This window comes from Bradyrhizobium sp. USDA 4369, assembly GCF_054056435.1.
In genome coordinates this window covers 6,709,972-6,726,790 of the sequence record NZ_JBSRYH010000001.1, presented here as the reverse complement: position 1 = coordinate 6,726,790, position 16,819 = coordinate 6,709,972, and the positions used below count along the sequence as shown (strand labels likewise).

General features: G+C 66.5%; 11 protein-coding genes and 1 pseudogene. 6 read left to right on the top strand and 6 right to left on the bottom strand.

The genetic code is table 11. From position 1 onward, the window contains the following. Positions 1-12: 12 nt before the first annotated feature. Positions 13-2,116: pseudogene (recG, locus tag ACVIJ6_RS30495) on the bottom strand (ATP-dependent DNA helicase RecG). 192 nt (positions 2,117-2,308) lie between these two features. Here recG and ACVIJ6_RS30490 point away from each other — a divergent pair. Together ACVIJ6_RS30490 and mfd are read left to right on the top strand one after the other, a co-directional pair. Next, positions 2,309-2,596, top strand: coding sequence for a succinate dehydrogenase assembly factor 2 (locus ACVIJ6_RS30490; protein WP_012044220.1), 288 nt, complete (start codon positions 2,309-2,311; stop codon positions 2,594-2,596). Further along, the gene (mfd, locus tag ACVIJ6_RS30485; protein ID WP_456775738.1) at positions 2,596-6,111 is read left to right on the top strand and encodes a transcription-repair coupling factor; all 3,516 of its coding nucleotides are present in this window, start codon (positions 2,596-2,598) and stop codon (positions 6,109-6,111) included. The genes ACVIJ6_RS30490 and mfd overlap by 1 nt, the downstream gene beginning before the upstream one ends. Before the next feature lie 395 nt (positions 6,112-6,506). On the opposite strand, the gene ACVIJ6_RS30480 is transcribed toward mfd, so the two are convergent. From ACVIJ6_RS30480 to ACVIJ6_RS30470, 3 genes are all read right to left on the bottom strand, one after another. Continuing rightward, entirely contained in the window at positions 6,507-7,739 is a 1,233-nt protein-coding gene (locus ACVIJ6_RS30480) for a GGDEF domain-containing protein (RefSeq protein ID WP_456775737.1), read from the bottom strand. A gap of 204 nt (positions 7,740-7,943) precedes the next feature. Continuing rightward, positions 7,944-9,452, bottom strand: a complete 1,509-nt coding sequence (locus ACVIJ6_RS30475; RefSeq protein WP_456775736.1) for an AMP-binding protein — start codon at positions 9,450-9,452, stop codon at positions 7,944-7,946. A gap of 51 nt (positions 9,453-9,503) precedes the next feature. Then, complete coding sequence (locus ACVIJ6_RS30470; RefSeq protein ID WP_456775735.1) at positions 9,504-11,309, bottom strand: extracellular solute-binding protein; 1,806 nt, start codon at positions 11,307-11,309, stop codon at positions 9,504-9,506. A 281-nt stretch (positions 11,310-11,590) separates the two neighbouring features. On the opposite strand from ACVIJ6_RS30470, the gene ACVIJ6_RS30465 reads away from it, so the two are divergent. After that, on the top strand, positions 11,591-12,376 hold the full coding sequence (locus tag ACVIJ6_RS30465) for an invasion associated locus B family protein (RefSeq protein ID WP_456775734.1): 786 nt from the start codon (positions 11,591-11,593) through the stop codon (positions 12,374-12,376). 155 nt (positions 12,377-12,531) lie between these two features. Here the strand turns inward: ACVIJ6_RS30465 and hspQ are convergent, their stop codons facing one another. Then, a complete protein-coding gene (gene hspQ / locus ACVIJ6_RS30460) occupies positions 12,532-12,864 on the bottom strand; it encodes a heat shock protein HspQ (protein WP_012044213.1) in 333 nt (110 codons plus the stop codon). Positions 12,865-12,996: 132 nt separating this feature from the next. On the opposite strand from hspQ, the gene ACVIJ6_RS30455 reads away from it, so the two are divergent. Next, positions 12,997-13,950, top strand: coding sequence for an AEC family transporter (locus ACVIJ6_RS30455; protein ID WP_456775733.1), 954 nt, complete (start codon positions 12,997-12,999; stop codon positions 13,948-13,950). A gap of 24 nt (positions 13,951-13,974) precedes the next feature. Here the strand turns inward: ACVIJ6_RS30455 and ACVIJ6_RS30450 are convergent, their stop codons facing one another. Beyond that, on the bottom strand, positions 13,975-15,174 hold the full coding sequence (locus tag ACVIJ6_RS30450; protein WP_456775732.1) for a UbiH/UbiF family hydroxylase: 1,200 nt from the start codon (positions 15,172-15,174) through the stop codon (positions 13,975-13,977). A gap of 108 nt (positions 15,175-15,282) precedes the next feature. Between ACVIJ6_RS30450 and pcsA the strand changes: the two genes are divergently transcribed. After that, positions 15,283-16,017 carry a phosphatidylcholine synthase gene (gene pcsA / locus ACVIJ6_RS30445; protein ID WP_456775731.1) on the top strand — a complete coding sequence of 245 codons (735 nt, stop codon included), beginning with the start codon at positions 15,283-15,285 and terminating at the stop codon, positions 16,015-16,017. Then, positions 16,014-16,739 carry a TerC family protein gene (locus tag ACVIJ6_RS30440; protein ID WP_456775730.1) on the top strand — a complete coding sequence of 242 codons (726 nt, stop codon included), beginning with the start codon at positions 16,014-16,016 and terminating at the stop codon, positions 16,737-16,739. Before pcsA ends, ACVIJ6_RS30440 begins: the two co-directional genes overlap by 4 nt. Positions 16,740-16,819: the final 80 nt, after the last annotated feature.

Sequence of the window (16,819 nt, the reverse complement as noted above, 5' to 3'; positions counted from 1 at the left end):
CGAGTGTCTAAATTAGCCCGCCGTCAGCAGCGGGATCGCCTCGTCGCGTTCGTAGAGATACAGCAGGCAGCGCAGCGCGCCGCTGCGCGGGCCCTTGAGCTTGGGATCCTCTTTCAGGATCCGCAGCGCCTCGTCGCGCGCCTGCGTGATCAGCTGGGCGTGCACCTCGGGGCGGGCGATGCGATAGCCGGGCAGTCCGCTCTGGCGGATGCCGAGCACGTCGCCTTCGCCGCGCAGCTTGAGGTCCTCCTCGGCGATGCGGAAGCCGTCGGTGGTCTCGCGGATCACCGCGAGCCGCGCCTTAGACATCTGCCCGAGCGGCTCGTGATAGAGCAGGATGCAGGTCGAGGCCTCCGAGCCGCGGCCGATGCGGCCGCGCAACTGGTGGAGCTGGGCGAGACCGAAGCGCTCGGCATTTTCGATCACCATGATGGTCGCGGCCGGCACGTCGACGCCGACTTCGACGACGGTCGTCGCAACCAGGAGTCGTAACTCATGCGCCGCGAAGCGGCCCATGACCTCGTCTTTCTCGCTGCCCTTCATCTTGCCGTGGACCAGGCCGACCTTGTCGCCGAAGCGCTCGCGCAGGCTCTCGAAGCGGTCGGTCGCATTGGTGAGATGATCGATGCCCTCGGCCTCGGATTCCTCGACCAGCGGGCAGATCCAGTACACCAGCTTGCCGGCCTGCAAAGCGCGGCCGACGGCGTCGATGACCTCGCCGAGCCTGGTGTCGGCCACCGCGCGCGTATCGATCGGCTGGCGGCCGGCCGGCTTCTCGCGCAGCTCGGAAATGTCCATGTCGCCGAAATAAGTGAGCACCAGGGTGCGCGGGATCGGCGTCGCCGACAGCACCAGCACATCGACCGCCTCGCCCTTCGAGGTGAGCGCCAGCCGCTCGCGCACGCCGAAGCGGTGCTGCTCGTCGACAATGGCGAGCGCCAGCGATTTGAAGATCACGTCGTCCTGGATCAGCGCGTGGGTGCCGATCAGGAGGTCGATCTCGCCCGCTTCGAGCCGGCCGAGAATGTCGCGGCGCTCCTTGCCTTTCTCGCGGCCGGTCAGGATGGCGACGTTCATGCCGGCGCGCTCGGCCAGCGGCGCGATGGTCTTGGCGTGCTGGCGCGCCAGGATCTCGGTCGGTGCCATCAACGCCGCCTGCTTGCCGGCCTCGGCCACGGCCGCCGCGGCGAGCAGCGCCACCACCGTCTTGCCCGAGCCGACATCGCCCTGCAGCAGCCTGAGCATGCGGACGGGCTTTTCGAGATCCGCCGCGATGGCGTCGAGCGCCCCAGCCTGCGAGCTGGTCAGCGCATAGGGCAGGGCGTCGATGATCTTGCGGCGCAGATGGCCGTCGCCGGTATGGCGGTTGCCGGCCGGCCGGCGCAGCTGCGCCCGCACCAGCGCCAGCGCCAATTGCCCGGCGAGCAATTCGTCGAAGGCGAGGCGCGACCAGAACGGGTTTTCGGGCAGGATGTCCGTCAGCTCCTGCGGCACATGCACCCGCGTCAGCGCCTCCCTCAGCGAGGGGAAGTTGCAGCGGCTGAGCACCTCCGGGTTGATCCATTCCGGCAGGTCCGGCAGCTTGGTCAGCGCCGCCGCAATCGCCCGCCGCAGCGAGCCGAGCGCGAGCCCTTCGGTGAGCGGATAGACCGGGTCGATCCCGGAGAGCTTGGCAAAGGCCGCTTCGTCCAGGATGGGGTGGGGATGGACGATCTGCGGCACGCCGTCATACATCTGGACGGTGCCGGAGACGTAGCGCTTGGCGCCGACCGGCAGCATCTTCTCGATGTAGTCGCCCTTGGGGCGGAAGAAGGTCAGCACCACGTCGCCGGTCTCGTCGCTGGCGTAAACCAGATAGGGCGCGCGCGCGTTACGTGACGGGCGGTGGCGGTCGACGGTGACTTCGAGCGTCACCACGGTTCCGACCTCGGCGTCGCGCACCTTGGGCCGCGTTGCGGCGGTCGATCACGCTGGCCGGCAGGTGCAGCAGCAGGTCGACCAGGCGCGGCGTCTCGCTGCAGCTGAGCAGATAGCGCAGCAGCTTGTCCTGCTTCGGTCCGACCCCGGACAGGGTGGTGACCGGCGCAAACAGCGGATTGAGGATGGCAGGACGCATAGGGCGAACACTTAAAGCGGTTTGTGGGGCGGAATAGCCGCGAATGCCAAGACATCCACCTCTTTTTGTTGCAGGCGGCCCGGCATGCCGGTTCTGCGGCCCGGGAGGGCTGACACCGGCCCCGCGCACCGCTATATCGAACCGCGCCCGGCACCGTCCGGGCTTTCGGCGTTGTACTGCAGGGATACCGCGATGACTGGGACCACCCGATCGAGCCAAGGCCTAGACGACCGCCGCAAGCGGCTTCTGTTCCGCTGCTGGCATCGCGGCACCCGCGAGATGGACCTGATCCTCGGCCGCTTCGCCGACGCCGAGATCGGGACGCTCTCCGAGGGCGAGCTGGCGGAGCTGGAGCAGCTGCTGGAAGTGCCGGACCCGGATTTCTATGCCGCCGTGACTGGCGCCCGGCCGCTGCCGCCGGAGCAGACGCCGGCGCTGTTCGCGCGCATCAAGGCGTTCCGCGCGGCGGATGCCGATTGATGAAGAGCCCGGTCAAGTCGCCTGCCGAGCATCTCGCGCCGGGCCGCGCGCTGACGCTCGCCAATGTCGCCGAGGGCGCCGAGGGCCTCGTCGTCTCCGACCTCGCGCGCGCGATCGCGGCCAAGCCGAAGCCGCCGGCGGTGAGCCTCGCCGTGGTCTGCCGCGACGGCGCGCGGATGCAGCAGCTGGCGCGGGCGCTCGACTTTTTTGCGCCGGATCTTCCGGTGATGCAGTTCCCGGCCTGGGACTGCCAGCCCTATGACCGCGTCTCGCCGCATGGCGGCATCCTGGCGCAGCGCGTGACGACCTTGGCGCGGCTGTCGCGGCTGGCCGGCAGCGACAAGCCGCTGATCGTGCTGACCACGGTCAATGCCATCGTGCAGCGCGTGCCGTCGCGTGACACCATGGCCGGGCAGGCGCTGTCGGTGGCGCCCGGCCATGTCGTGCCGATGAACTCGGTGGTCGCCTGGCTCGAGCACAATGGCTATGTCAGGTCGTCGACCGTGCGCGAGAGCGGCGAATATGCCGTGCGCGGCGGCATCCTCGATCTGTTCCCGGCCGGCCTCGACCAGCCGGTGCGCTTCGACTTCTTCGGCGACAGCCTGGAATCGATCCGCACCTTCGATGCCGAAACCCAGCGCACCCTGCTCGACATGCGCTCGCTCGACCTCGTGCCGGTCTCGGAATTCCAGCTCGTCACCGACACCATCCGCCGCTTCCGCATGGGCTATGTTGCCGAGTTCGGCGCGCCCGAGCGCGATGATGCGCTGTACGAGGCCGTCAGCGAAGGCCGCCGCTATCCCGGGATGGAGCACTGGCTGCCGCTGTTCCATGACAAGATGGAGACCCTGTTCGACTATCTGCCGAACACGCCGATCGTGATCGAGCCGCAGGGCGAGGATGCCGCGCGCGAGCGCTTCAAGCAGATCATCGATTATTACGACGCGCGCCGCGAGGCGATGGAGCATCCCGGCGGCGGCGCGATCTACAAGCCGCTGACGGTCGATCGGCTGTATCTGACATCGTCCGAATGGGCCGAGCGGCTGGAAGGCGTGCCGCTGGCGCGGATGACGCCGTTCGCCGTGCCGGAAGGCACCGGCGTGGTGGACATCAACGCGCGCCAGGGCCGCAATTTCGCGCCCGAGCGCAACGACGCCGCCGTCAACGTGTTCGAGGCGGTGGTGGCGCATGTCCAGGCGCTGCAATCGGTGCGCAAGAAGGTCGTGATCGCGCTGTGGAGCGAAGGCTCGCGCGACCGCATGGCCAGCATGTTGAAGGACCACAAGCTGATCCATGTCACCAGCGTCAACACCTGGCGCATGGTGCAGGCGACGCCGCGCAACGAGACCATGCTCGCGGTGCTCGGGCTCGAGACCGGCTTCGAGACCGACCAGATCGCGATCATCTCCGAGCAGGACATTCTCGGCGACCGCCTGGTGCGGCCGCGCCGGGCGAGCCGCAAGCTCGACAATTTCATCTCGGAGGTGACGAGCCTCGCCATCGGCGACATCGTCGTCCATGTCGATCACGGCATCGGCCGCTTCGTCGGCCTGCAGACGCTGGAGGTCGCCGGCGCGCCGCATGACTGTCTCGAACTGCGCTATGCCGGCGAGACCAAGCTGTATCTGCCGGTCGAGAACATCGAACTGCTGTCGCGCTACGGCTCCGACCAGACCAGTGTCGAGCTCGACAAGCTCGGCGGCCAGGGCTGGCAGACCCGCAAGGCCAAGCTGAAGAACCGCATCCGCGAGATGGCCGGCGAGCTGATCAAGATTGCCGCCGAGCGCATGCTGCACGAGGCGCCGAAGCTGCCGGTGCAGGCCGGCCTCTATGACGAGTTCTGCGCCCGCTTCCCCTATGACGAGACCGAGGACCAGCTCACCGCGATCCAGGCGACGCTCGCCGATCTCGAAGCCGGACGGCCGATGGACCGGCTGGTCTGCGGCGATGTCGGCTTCGGCAAGACCGAGGTGGCGCTGCGCGCGGCATTTGCGGTCGCGCTCGACGGCAAACAGGTCGCCGTCGTCGTACCCACCACGCTGCTGGCGCGCCAGCACGCCAAGACCTTCACCGAGCGCTTCAAGGGCTTTCCGGTCAATGTCGCGCAGGCGTCGCGGCTGGTCTCGACCAAGGAGCTCAACCAGGTCAAGAAGGGGCTCGCCGACGGCTCGGTCGACATCGTCGTCGGCACCCATGCGCTGCTCGGCAAGTCGGTCAAGTTCCGCGACCTCGGCCTCGTCATCGTCGACGAGGAGCAGCATTTCGGCGTCGGCCACAAGGAGCGGCTGAAGCAACTGCGCGCCCAGGTCCACGTGCTGACCTTGTCGGCGACACCGATCCCGCGCACCTTGCAACTCGCTTTGACCGGCGTGCGCGAGCTGTCGATCATCGCCTCGCCGCCGGTCGATCGTCTCGCCGTGCGCACCTTCGTCGCGCCGCATGACCCCGTGATGATCCGCGAGGCGCTGCTGCGCGAGCGCTATCGCGGCGGCCAGGCGTTCTATGTCGTGCCGCGCATCGACGATCTCGCCGAGGTCAAGGAGTTCCTCGACAAGACCGTGCCGGAGATGAAGGTCGCGGTCGCGCATGGCCAGATGGCGCCGACGGTCATCGAGGACATCATCGGGGCGTTCTACGACGGCAAGTTCGACATCCTGCTGTCGACCACGATCGTCGAATCCGGCCTCGACATTCCCCGCGCCAACACCCTGATCGTGCACCGCGCCGACATGTTCGGCCTTGCGCAGCTCTATCAGCTGCGCGGCCGCGTCGGCCGCTCCAAGCTGCGCGCCTATGCGCTGTTCACGCTGCCGTCGACGCACAAGATCAGCGCCCAGGCCGAAAAACGGCTCGGCGTGCTGCAGTCGTTGGAGACGCTGGGGGCCGGCTTCCAGCTCGCCAGCCACGACCTCGACATCCGCGGCGCCGGCAATCTGCTCGGCGACGAGCAGTCCGGCCACATCAAGGAGGTTGGCTTCGAGCTCTACCAGTCGATGCTGGAGGAGGCGATCGAGAACCTCAAGGCCGGGATCACCGAGCCGACCGTCGACCGCTGGTCGCCGCAGATCACCATCGGCATGCCGGTGCTGATCCCGGAGGACTACGTCTCCGATCTCTCGGTCCGGCTGTCGCTGTACCGGCGGCTCGCCGATCTCGAAACCGACGAGGAGATCGAGAATTTCGCCGCCGAGCTGCGCGACCGTTTCGGCAAGCTGCCGGACGAGACGCGCTATCTGTTCAAGGTCGCTGCGATCAAGAACTACTGCCGCAGGGCCAATGTCGAGAAGGTCGACGCCGGCCCGAAGGGCGCCGTCATCGCCTTCCGCGACAACAGCTTCGCCTATCCCGATCGTCTGGTCGCCTTCATCAAGCGCCACGGCCAGGCCGCCAAGGTGCGCCCCGACATGAAGGTGGTGTTCCTGCAGGTCTGGGAGACCCCGGAAGAACGGCTGGAAGGCACGACGGATATTCTGAAGGAGCTGGCGGAGCTCGCGGAGAAGAAGAAGGCGGCGTAGCGCCGCTTTCATCGCCGTTCGCCTGCGGGCTCCCAGCTCGGCTGGGGCCTCGTCACCCGCCGCCGCGAGTCAAAGCAGCCGCCATCCGAAATGCAGCGCAAAACTGGCGATGAGAAAGACCGACACGATCGCGACAATGCTGACCCAGTCGGTCTCGTCGCGGGATTGTCTGTTTTGCATCGCGCAAGGCTCCGCTTCACGTGCCCGAGTCCCAGGTTTGATGACATTAGACGAGTAGGGCAAATGCGAGATCTCAAGATGTGCGTGTTTGGCTGAGATCTTGACCACAACCGTCATTGCGAGCGAAGCGCGAAGCGAAGCAATCCAGAGTCCCGTCCGAACCCTGGATTGCTTCGCTTCGCTCGCAATGACGCTGTGAGAGCGTGACGCGAAACTCACGACGCCGCGCGCTGCGCCTCGTTGTAGACGCGCGCCAGCAGTGTGCGCGCGGTGTCGCCGGGCTGCAGTGCGGCGATGGTGATCGCGGGCTCGGTGCGGGCGTCGCGCTTGCCGTGCGAGGTGTGGCGCATCACGCTGGAGAGGCGGCGGGCGATCGCATGGGCGGAGCGCAGATCGGTCTCGGCGAACACGACGATGACCGAGCCGTTGTCCTCGTGGGTGCCGAAATCCATCCGCCGCATCAGCCGGCTGATGATGCGCGCGCCGTCATATTGAGCGCGGGGACTGACCGGATCGAAGGCGAAACGCGCCACGGCGAGGCTGCCGCCGCTCTTCTGGGTCTGGCTGACGGCGGTGGCGAAGTCGCGTGCGAAGGCGGTCCGGGTGAGCAGGCCGGTCTGCGGATCGAGCATGCCGCCGGCTTCGATGGCGCGCAGTGTCCGGTTGAGGCGGGCCTCGAAGGCATGCTGCCGGATCAGGGGCAGGGCGCTGGCCGCGATATGGGCGGGAGCCCCGGCGATGATCTCGAGATTGGCGAGCTCCTGCAGCGGCGCCGGCTGGTTGGCGGTGACAACGACGGCGAGATTGCGGAAGCGGGTGTCCTCGGCGAGCACAGCGAGGAAGGCGTCGACGACGCGCGGCGAAAACCCTTCGCCGAGCACGATGCCGTCGATGTCGCGGCTCGACAGATGCTTGGCCGCGGCTTCGATGCTCAGCGCGCCGACGACGGCCATGCGCTCGCCGAGCGCCACCGACAGCCCGGGAAGCGAGCCGCCGCGGCCGAGCAGCAGCACCGTCGCATCGCTGAGCGGATCGGTATCCGGCATCGTGGCGTCCGACGCCTTCTTCTCGTCGAGACGCCGCAGCACCGTCGTGTGCAGCGTGCGGACCCGTAACGCAGCGCGCAGCCGCGCCAGCAGGCGGTCGGTGTTGTCGCTGCCGTGCAGGGGAATGGCATTGTCGGGCAGGGTCGCCTCGCCCGGCGCGATCGCGATCAGCGGCACGTAGGGCTTGCGCGCTTCCAGATGCCGCGAGAACGCGTGCATCTCGCTTGTATCGGCGCCCTCCATGACCGCCAGCACGGCGGCCGGTTGAACGCGGGAGATGATCCCGGCCGCAGCGTCCCAGCGCGCTTCCATTGTAGGCAGAATTTGCGCCGCATCGAGGGCCGCAGTCAGTGAAGGCCGCGAAGACCGGGAGACGATGAGGAGCGGGCCGTGTTGGGACATCCAGGAAACTCAGGATACGCTGATGACAACGCGCGATCCTAGGTCTCCGACGTTAACGCGGCGTCAACACTGTTCCGAGTGGCGAAGCCGCGAAAATACAACTCATGACGCGGCATGAGTTGCCGCCTTCATAAGTTGCCGCAGCTATGATTTGCCGCCTCGATGCAGCGCCCCTCAGCGCCTCGCAGAGCAGCAATGGCTGTGTCAGCCGGACTGATTTGCACGGTCGCGAAACGCCTCGACCATCAGTGGATTGAGTCCGAGTTCGGCCAGCGCGTCGCGGGCACGCGCATTGTCCATCGCGCGTCCGGCGAGCCGGTGACCGCTGAGCCGATCAGGCAAAGCCGTCAGCAGCGCGCCCTGGCCGAGCCGGCGCGACCATTCGTGCAGGTCCTGGGCGAGAAAGCGGTAGCCGCCCACGGCCATGACGCCGGCGGGAGGCGCGGTGATCGAGATGGTGTCATGGGCGCGGTCGAGCCTGACGGCATATTCGGTATCGACATAGTCGCGCGGCGGTGCCGGCATCAGTGAATCGCTCGGCGGTGGCGCTGGCGCATAGGCGGCCACCACGACCATCGGTCCGCGCAGTCCCAGCGTGCCCTTCGGCGTGACGAGGATCTCGCCGGCGATCGATGAGCCCGGCTGCTCGCGCGGGGCACCCTGGCGGCCCGGTTTGACGGGACCGGGATTGCCGTCGGCGGCGGTGCGGCGCACCGCGAACAATCCGGCCTCGCCGAACAGATAGACGTCCGAGAACTCGATCTCGCGCGTCTTCCAGGCCGGGCTCGAGGCGACCTGTTCCGGCGCCCGCCACAGGCCGAGCACATAGCGCAGGTTGGGCAGGCGGCCCGCGAGGTCGCTGCTGTCGAGGCGCAGCACGAGCTGCGCCGGCGCGATCAGCGTGTCGCAAGCGAGTTCGGCGAGCTGCTGCTCGAGCGCCTCGGAGTCGAACGGATGATGCAGGGCCAGGCTGCCGCCCGACAGCAGCCAGGTGACCACCGAGGCGGCGAGACCGGCGAAGGACGACGGCAGGAAGGCCGACATCATGTTCACGCCTTGGGGCAGATCGCTCTCCAAGGAGATGGCCAGCCCGCCGGCGATCAGGCTCAGATGGCTGCGCGGCACGGCGCGGAAGCCGTCGGCGGTGACATCGAACGACACGATCGCGGCCTTGCGACCGTCCGGCATCACGCCGCGCGTCGACCGCGACGGCTTGGCAATCGATTGGTCGAGCGAGAACATGCCCTCGGGCAAATCATTGCCGAAGCCGCAGACGTGCCGGATCGAGAACGCCTCCGCCGCGGCATGCATCGCGAGGTCGGCATGGATCACGCCATCGACCTTGGACATCGTCACGATCGCCCGCGCGCTGGTGCGGTTCAAGGCGGCGACCAGCTCGGCCTGCCGCCAGAGCAGCGGAAACACCGCGACCACGAGGCCGGCGCGATGCGCCGCCAGCACCGTCAGCACGAACTCGATGGTATTCGGCAGCTGCACCGCAATGACCGAATGCGGCGGCAGGCCGGCATCGATGAAATGCGCCGCCAGCGCCGAGATCACGCGGTCAGCCTCCGCATAGGTCAGGCGCATCGGCGCCCGCCCGGTGACCCGCTGCTTGTTGATCGGATCGACCAACGCAATCGCGTCCGGCTTGCGCGCCAGAATGCGTTGAAACAACGCGTCAAGCGTCGGCGACGTATTGGCCTGATTCACCTGCTGCCCCGTGCTTTCCCGGATCCGGCGTCGACCAACTGCCCCGGTTGATCATTTGGTTGCCGGCTCCGGCCGCTGCCACCAGCTTTCCGGGAGCGCTCCCGTCAAGGCTGTCCTGTCTGGTCGTTCTATCCGATTCCACCGCGCAATCCATTCCTCGGCGGCGTTGAGCACTGGAATAGCGTAGAAGCCGGCCATCAGGGTACGGTCCAATGCGCGGACCGTCGAGATAAATTCCGGCCTGTCGCGAGCCCGCAACAGCGCTGCGATCATGGCGTCGATGGCCGGGTCCTTGGCGCCCATGTAGTTCCGGGTTCCGGTCCGGTCGGCCGCCTCGCTGCCCCAGTAGAACGCCTGCTCGTTGCCCGGCGACAGCGATTGATCCCACCTGTTCTGGATCATGTCGAATGCGAAGCTGAGCCTGCGCTGGTCGAATTGCACGGGGTCGACAACCCTGATCGCCGCGTTGATGCCGGCACGCTTGAGACTGCCGGCATAGGCCAGCGCGATACGTTCCTGGTCCCTTGTGGTGACAAGGATCTCGAATGCGAGCGGCTGCCGGGTCGTCCGGTGCCGCAGCACCGTGCCGTCGAAGCCGTAGCCGGCCTCTTCCAGGAGATCGAGCGCCGCCTTGAGCGCAGTGCGATCGCGGCCCGAACCGTCCGTGATCGGCAGGCGGTAGCTGCCGTCCATGATCTCGGGCGGTATCCGGGCCGCGAACGGCTTCAACAACTCGCGCTCCGTGGCGTCCGCGGCGCGTCCATAGGCGGAGAGCTCGGAGCCAGCGAAATAGCCGCCGCTCCGACGGTAGAGGCCGAAGAAGTAGTTGCGGTTGATCCATTCGAAATCGAACAGGAGGGTCAATGCGCGCCGCACCTTGATGTCGGCGAACACCGGCCGGCGCGTGTTGAACACCAGGAACTGCGAGGGTTGCGGCATGCCGGAGGTGACACTGTCGCGGATGATTTCGCCGTTACGGGTCGCCGGGAAATCATAGCCGTCGTGCCAGCGCAGCGGCTCGTTCTCGATGCGGACATCGTAGAGCCCGCGTTTGAAGGCTTCGAACTGCCCATTGGCCTCGCGATAATAGTCCAGCCGGATCTCGTCGAAGTTCCACAATCCCCGATTGATCGGCAGGTCGCGGCCCCAATAATCCGGATTGCGGGTCAGGGTGACGCTCGCGCCCGGCCGGACCGCGGTGACACGGTAGGGGCCGGAACCGACCGGCGCCGCCATCGACGTGTCCTCGAAGGTCGCGATATGGGTGGCGTGCTTCGGCAGGATCGGCATCAGGCCGAGGATCAGCGGCAGTTCGCGATCGGCGACGCCGCCGAAATCGAACCGGATCGTGAGCGGATCGAGCACCTCGACCTTGACCACCTTGCCGTAGAACTGCTGGTGGTTCGGCCGGCCATGCTCACGCAGCAGGTTCCAGGAGAATGACACGTCGTCGGCCAGCACGGGCTGCTCGTCGGAAAAACGGGCGCGCGGATCCAGGTGGAAGGTGACATAGGTGCGCTCGTCGTCGGTCTCGACGGTTCGCGCGAGCAGTCCATAAAGGGTGAACGGCTCGTCATTGCCGCGGGTCAGCAGGCTCTCGAACACATGGGTGCGGATTTGCTGCACCGCAACGCCGCGCACGATGAAGGGATTAAGGCTGTCGAAGGTGCCAAGCAGGCCCCAAACCAGCCGCCCGCCCTTGGGCGCTTGCGGATTCACATAGGGCAAGTGCTGGAAGTCGGCCGGCAAAGCCGGAGCGCCGTGCATCGCGATCGCCGAACTTTCCGAGGCTGTTGCGGCGAAGCCGTGGACGGACAGCGACAGCGCGATGATCATGGCACAGCGGCGCAGCGCCATGCGGGAAAGGCGCTGCAACCTTAGGAACAGGGCACAAGCATCTGATTCGAAATGGGGCACAACAGGCTTTTAACACAGGCCCGTAAGCGCTAGACCGCAGCGACGTCGTGGTCTCGCGGCATTGATCTTTCCGCATACCGCGTTATGAAAGCGGGCGATTAAGCTGGGCGGTAACGCCTGTCACTTAACCGCCTCATTTCCTGAGGAGACAGCCGCTTCAACGGCTTGGTGTGGCGCCTTTGGCGGTCTCGGGCGCTGCCGTTCAGAAAGGGTTTTCCGCAATGAATTTCCGTGACTTGGCCTCGTCGGTTGGGCCGCGTGGGCGGCTCATCGCCCTGCTGGCGGTCACCGCGCTGGCTGTTCCCTTCGCTTCGGCTGCGCAAGCGCAGGCTCCGGCGCCTGCTGCGCCCAAGGCGAAGGCTCCCGCTGCCGCTCCAAAGGGTCCCGCTCCGGCCGCGCAGGCCCCTGCCACGCCTCCCGCCGGCGGCCAGCCGCAGCAGGCCCAGCAGGAGATGCCGCAGCTGATCTACGCGCCCTGGACCAAGTTCTGCCTGAAGGGGCAGGACGCCAACGCCAAGCAGGTCTGCTTCATCGGCAAGGACGGCCGCATCGAGTCCGGTCAGCCGGTGGTTGCAGCCGTGATCATCGAGCCCGAGGGCGAGCCGCGCAAGATCCTGCGCGTGACCCTGCCGCTCGGCATGCAGCTGCAGCCGGGCACCCGCATCGCGGTCGACACCGGCAACCCGATCGATGGCAAATATGTCATCTGCTTCCAGAACGGCTGCATGTCCGACTACGAGGCGACGCCGGATTTCGTGAACAGCTTGAAGAAGGGCCAGACCCTGTACGTGCAGGCAATCAACTCGAACGGCACCGCGCTGACGCTGCCGCTGCCGCTGCAGGAGGGCAATAGCAGCTTCGCCAAGGCCTATGACGGTCCGCCGACCGACCCGAAGGAGTTCGAGAAGACCCAGCAAAAGCTGCAGGAAGAGCTGCAGAAGCGCGCCGAGGAGCAGCGCAAGAAGCTGGAGCAGACCCAGGGCGCCCAGCCGCAGGCGAAACAGTAACGTCGGCCTGGCCGACGACATACCGACAAACACACAAAAGGCGCTCCGAGGGAGCGCCTTTTTTGTTTGGATCGTTCTTGTCCGGATCGTTCGGCGGGAGCGGGCTCTGAGAGAGGCTGCTGAAATGCTTCGAGCGCCGTGCCGCCTCGTGCAGCTCAGTTCAACAGAGGGTTGCGTGGACGGTAGCCGCCGGACTTGTCCTTGATGAAGATCTCGGCAACCTGGGAGTGCCGGATCGGCTCGCCCGAATCGTCCGGAACCAGGTTCTGCTCGGAGACATAGGCGACGTATTCGGACTCAGCGTTCTCCGCCAGCAAATGGTAGAAGGGCTGATCCTTGTGCGGGCGGACCTCCTCGGGGATCGACAGCCACCATTCCTCGGTGTTGTTGAACTCCGGATCGATGTCAAAGATCACGCCGCGGAACGAGAACACCCGGTGCCGGACGATCTGACCGATCTGAAATTTGGCGGTTCGCGCTTTGATCATTCTTGTCGAATAGACCAGGATTGAGGCTGATGCTAGTGCCCGGAAGGCGGATTTAATCTAGACCGCCGCCGATTCGGCGGGCAGCCGCCGCTCCCGCATCCCTGGCCCGCAACGGGTCACCTTCCGAGCGCCATGTTCGACATTCTCAATCTGGCCTTGCCCTATTTTGGCGTCGTTTTCATAGGGTTCGCCTGCGGTAAATGGAAGAAGCTGCCCGAATCCGGGCTGGCCTGGATGAACTTCTTCCTGCTCTACGTGTCGCTGCCGGCCTTGATGTTCAACCTTATCGCGCGCACGCCGTTTGCGGAGCTGAGCAACCCACCATTCCTGGTTGCAACGACGCTCGCCACCATGCTCACTTTCAGCCTGGCGCTGCTGCTCGGCAAGCTGATCGGCCGGCTTTCGCTGCGCGAGGCGACCATGGCGGGGCTCGCCGGCGGCTATGGAAACATCGGTTACATGGGCCCGGGACTGGCGCTGTCGGTGCTCGGGGCCAAGGCCGCAGCGCCGACGGCGCTGATCTTCTGCTGCGACAGCATCTTCCTGTTCTCGATCGTGCCGCTGCTGGTGGAACTGACTGAGCGCGATCATGCCTCGGTGGCGCATGCGCTGCGCACGGTGCTGCGCCAGATTGTGCAGAACCCGCTGATCATGGCCACTGCGGCCGGCATCCTGGCGGCGTCGCTGAAGGTCTATCCGCCGACGGTGTTCGACCGGATCCTGCAGTTCCTGCAGAACGCCGCGGCGCCCACGGCGCTGTTTGCGCTGGGCGTGACCGTGGCCCTGCGGCCGTTCGAGCGGCTGCCCTGGGAGGTGCCGGTCCTCACCATCGTGAAGCTCGTGGTCCACCCGCTGCTGTCGTTCGGACTGATGCTGCAGTTCGGGCCGTTCGCGCAGCCCTGGGCGGCCACGGCGGTGCTGATGGCGGCGCTGCCGCCGGCGCTGAATGTCTTCGTGATCGCGCGCCAGCATGACAACTGGATCGAGCCGGCCTCGTCCGCAGTGCTGATCGGCACCTTCGCCTCGGTGATCACGCTGACCAGCGTGATGTGGCTGATCCAGAGCGGCCGGCTGGTGTTTCCCTAACTAGTATTTCCCTAAGACCGGCGCTCAGCCCGCCTTGCGCGCGTTGCGCCAGGACGGCGCGAGTCCCTCGCGCATCGCCAGACGCCGCAGCGGACCGAAGCCGCCGATCAGATGCATGCCGACTGCGCGCAGCGACTGCATCGGTACGAGATCGCTGAGCAGCGAGCGGTTGGCGACGTCGATGACGAAGGTACGGCTCAGGATGTCGGCGCGGCGCGCCGCGCCATAGCGGGCGATCACTTGGGGCGCGCCGAGATCCTCGCCGGCTGCTTTCGCCTTGCTCACGACAGACGCGAGATCGATGCCGTCGCGCAGTCCGAGATTCAATCCCTGCGCGCCGATCGGCGGCACCACATGGGCGGCCTCGCCGATCAAGGCGACGCGGTTCTGGGCGTAGCGCTGCGGCCGCTCGATCGCGAGCGGAAACAGATGGCGGCCGGGCTCGACATGAACGCGACCAAAGATCGAATGCGATTGCCGCTCGGCGGCCGCGGACAAAGCGTCGTCGTCGAGAGCGTAAAGCCGCTCCGCCTCCTTCGGCGCCGCGACCCAGACGACGCTGCAGCGGTCGCCGGGCAGGGGCACGAACACGCAGGGGCCCTGCGGCGTATGGAATTCCGTCGAGACCTCGTGGTGCGGACGCGCATGGGTAATGTTGAAGGTCAGCGCCGCCTGTTGCAGCGTCCTCCGGCTCACGCCGATGCCGGCCGCCTCGCGGCACAGCGAATGCCGTCCGTCGGCCCCGACCACCAGCTGCGCCCTCAGGCTGCGTCCAGAGCTCGTGGTGACTGTGACGGCATCGGCGTCACAACGCACGCTCTCGGCGTCCTCCGCGATCCGCGTCAGCTGGTCGATGTCAGCCGCCCGCCGCTCCAGCGCCTCGACCAGCACGGCATTGGCGATGTTGTAGCCGAACACGTCCAGACCGATCTCGCTGGCAACGAAGCGCACTTCAGGCGCGCGGATCAGGCGGCCGGTATCATCGACGAGCCGCATCGCCTTGAGGCCCGCGGCGCGATCGCGGCACAGCGGCCAGACGCCGAGCTCGTCGAGGAAGTCGACCGAGCCGCCGAGCAGCGCCGTGGTGCGATTGTCCGCATAGGGGGCCTGACGGGCCACGAGCGCCGTGCGCGCCCCGGTTTGCGACAGGGCGATGGCGGCCGCGAGTCCCGCAGGGCCGCCGCCGACGACGATGACATCGAAGCTGGCATTTGTGTTGGTCATGGTGGAACAATTGACGTTCCCGCCGGCCTTTTTCAAGGGCACTGCGCGGCGCATGGTCGCAATCGGCGATATGCAATCGGCTCCGATTCCTGGTAGCAGTGGGCCTGCATGGATCAGGTCAGACCCGAGGGCGCAGTATCAGTCACGCCGGCGCACCGCGCTGCCGCGTTCTCGGTGCATGTGTTCACCGCACTCGGCGCCGGCGTGGCGCTGCTCGCGATGTTGCAAGCCGTTCGCGAGCATTGGACGGCGATGTTCTGGTGGCTCGGCGTGGCGCTGATCATCGACGGCATCGACGGGCCGCTGGCGCGCTGGCTCGACGTCGCCCATGTCCAGCCGGACTGGTCGGGCGACGTGCTCGATCTCGTGGTGGACTTCACGACCTATGTGTTCGTGCCGGCCTATGCGATCACCGCCAGCGGCATGCTGCTGCCGCTGGCCGCGCCCGTGATCGGGGTCGCCATCGCGGTGACCGGCGCGCTGTATTTCGCAGACCGCCGCATGAAGAGCGCCGACAATCATTTTCGCGGCTTCCCCGGGCTGTGGAATATCGCCGCGTTCTATTTGTTCCTGCTGCATCCGCCGCCGCTGCTCGGCACGCTCGGTCTGGCGATCCTGATCGCGCTGACCTTCGTGCCGTTTCACGTCATCCATCCCGTGCGCGTCGCGCGGTTGCGCTGGCTGACATTACCGCTCATCGCGCTCTGGGCCGTCCTGGTGATCGATGTGCTGGCGGAGAATTTCACCGTGAGCCCGATCGTGACGGCACTGCTGTGCGCGATCGGGCTTTACATCGTGGCGAGCGACTCCGCGATCCGTCTGTTGAGATCCTTGAAAGCATGATCGACCTCCTGACCAGCCCCGAAGCCTGGGCCGCGCTGCTGACGCTGACGGCGCTTGAAATCGTTCTCGGCATCGACAACGTGATCTTCCTGTCGGTGATCACCTCGCGCATCCCGCAACCGCAGGCGACGCGCGCCCGGCAGATCGGGCTGGCGCTGGCGCTGATCTTCCGCATCCTGCTGCTCAGCGTGCTGGTCTGGCTGATCGGCCTCACCCAGCCGGTGTTCTCGATCGGCGGTCTCGGCTTCTCCTGGCGCGACATCATCCTGATCGGCGGCGGCCTGTTCCTGATCGCCAAGGCGACGCATGAGATCCATGCCGAGGTCGAGGCGCGCGAGGAGGAGGGGCCGCAGACCGGGGGCACCAACCAGTTCTTCTGGGTGATCCTGCAGATCATCGTGATCGATCTGGTGTTCTCGCTGGACTCGATCATCACCGCGATCGGCATGGCCCAGGATCTCGAGATCATGATCGCCGCGGTCATCATCGCCGTCATCATCATGTACGTCTCCTCGGGACCGGTCGCCCGTTTCGTGGCGAACTATCCGACCACCAAGATGCTGGCGCTCGCCTTCCTGGTCCTTATCGGCGTCGCGCTGGTCGCCGACGGCTTCGAGTTCCACATTCCGCGCGGCTACATCTATTTCGCCATCGTCTTCGCGCTCGCGGTCGAGGCCTTCAACGTGATGGCCTCGCGCAACCGCAGGAAGCGCAAGGGCTGAGTTGACAAGGACCGCGTGATCGCCTTGGCTTTTGGCCTGCGGCTGCGCCTCGAGCACCGGCTGCGGTCAGGCTCTTTCGA

What these genes read in the sequence shown, in the direction of transcription:
- ACVIJ6_RS30490 (WP_012044220.1), top strand. Translation starts at nt 2,309, where the DNA reads ATGACTGGGACCACCCGATCGAGCCAAGGCCTAGACGACCGCCGCAAG.
- mfd (WP_456775738.1), top strand. Translation starts at nt 2,596, where the DNA reads ATGAAGAGCCCGGTCAAGTCGCCTGCCGAGCATCTCGCGCCGGGCCGC.
- ACVIJ6_RS30480 (WP_456775737.1), bottom strand. Translation starts at nt 7,739, where the DNA reads ATGTCCCAACACGGCCCGCTCCTCATCGTCTCCCGGTCTTCGCGGCCT.
- ACVIJ6_RS30470 (WP_456775735.1), bottom strand. Translation starts at nt 11,309, where the DNA reads ATGGCGCTGCGCCGCTGTGCCATGATCATCGCGCTGTCGCTGTCCGTC.
- ACVIJ6_RS30465 (WP_456775734.1), top strand. Translation starts at nt 11,591, where the DNA reads ATGAATTTCCGTGACTTGGCCTCGTCGGTTGGGCCGCGTGGGCGGCTC.
- hspQ (WP_012044213.1), bottom strand. Translation starts at nt 12,864, where the DNA reads ATGATCAAAGCGCGAACCGCCAAATTTCAGATCGGTCAGATCGTCCGG.
- ACVIJ6_RS30455 (WP_456775733.1), top strand. Translation starts at nt 12,997, where the DNA reads ATGTTCGACATTCTCAATCTGGCCTTGCCCTATTTTGGCGTCGTTTTC.
- ACVIJ6_RS30450 (WP_456775732.1), bottom strand. Translation starts at nt 15,174, where the DNA reads ATGACCAACACAAATGCCAGCTTCGATGTCATCGTCGTCGGCGGCGGC.
- pcsA (WP_456775731.1), top strand. Translation starts at nt 15,283, where the DNA reads ATGGATCAGGTCAGACCCGAGGGCGCAGTATCAGTCACGCCGGCGCAC.
- ACVIJ6_RS30440 (WP_456775730.1), top strand. Translation starts at nt 16,014, where the DNA reads ATGATCGACCTCCTGACCAGCCCCGAAGCCTGGGCCGCGCTGCTGACG.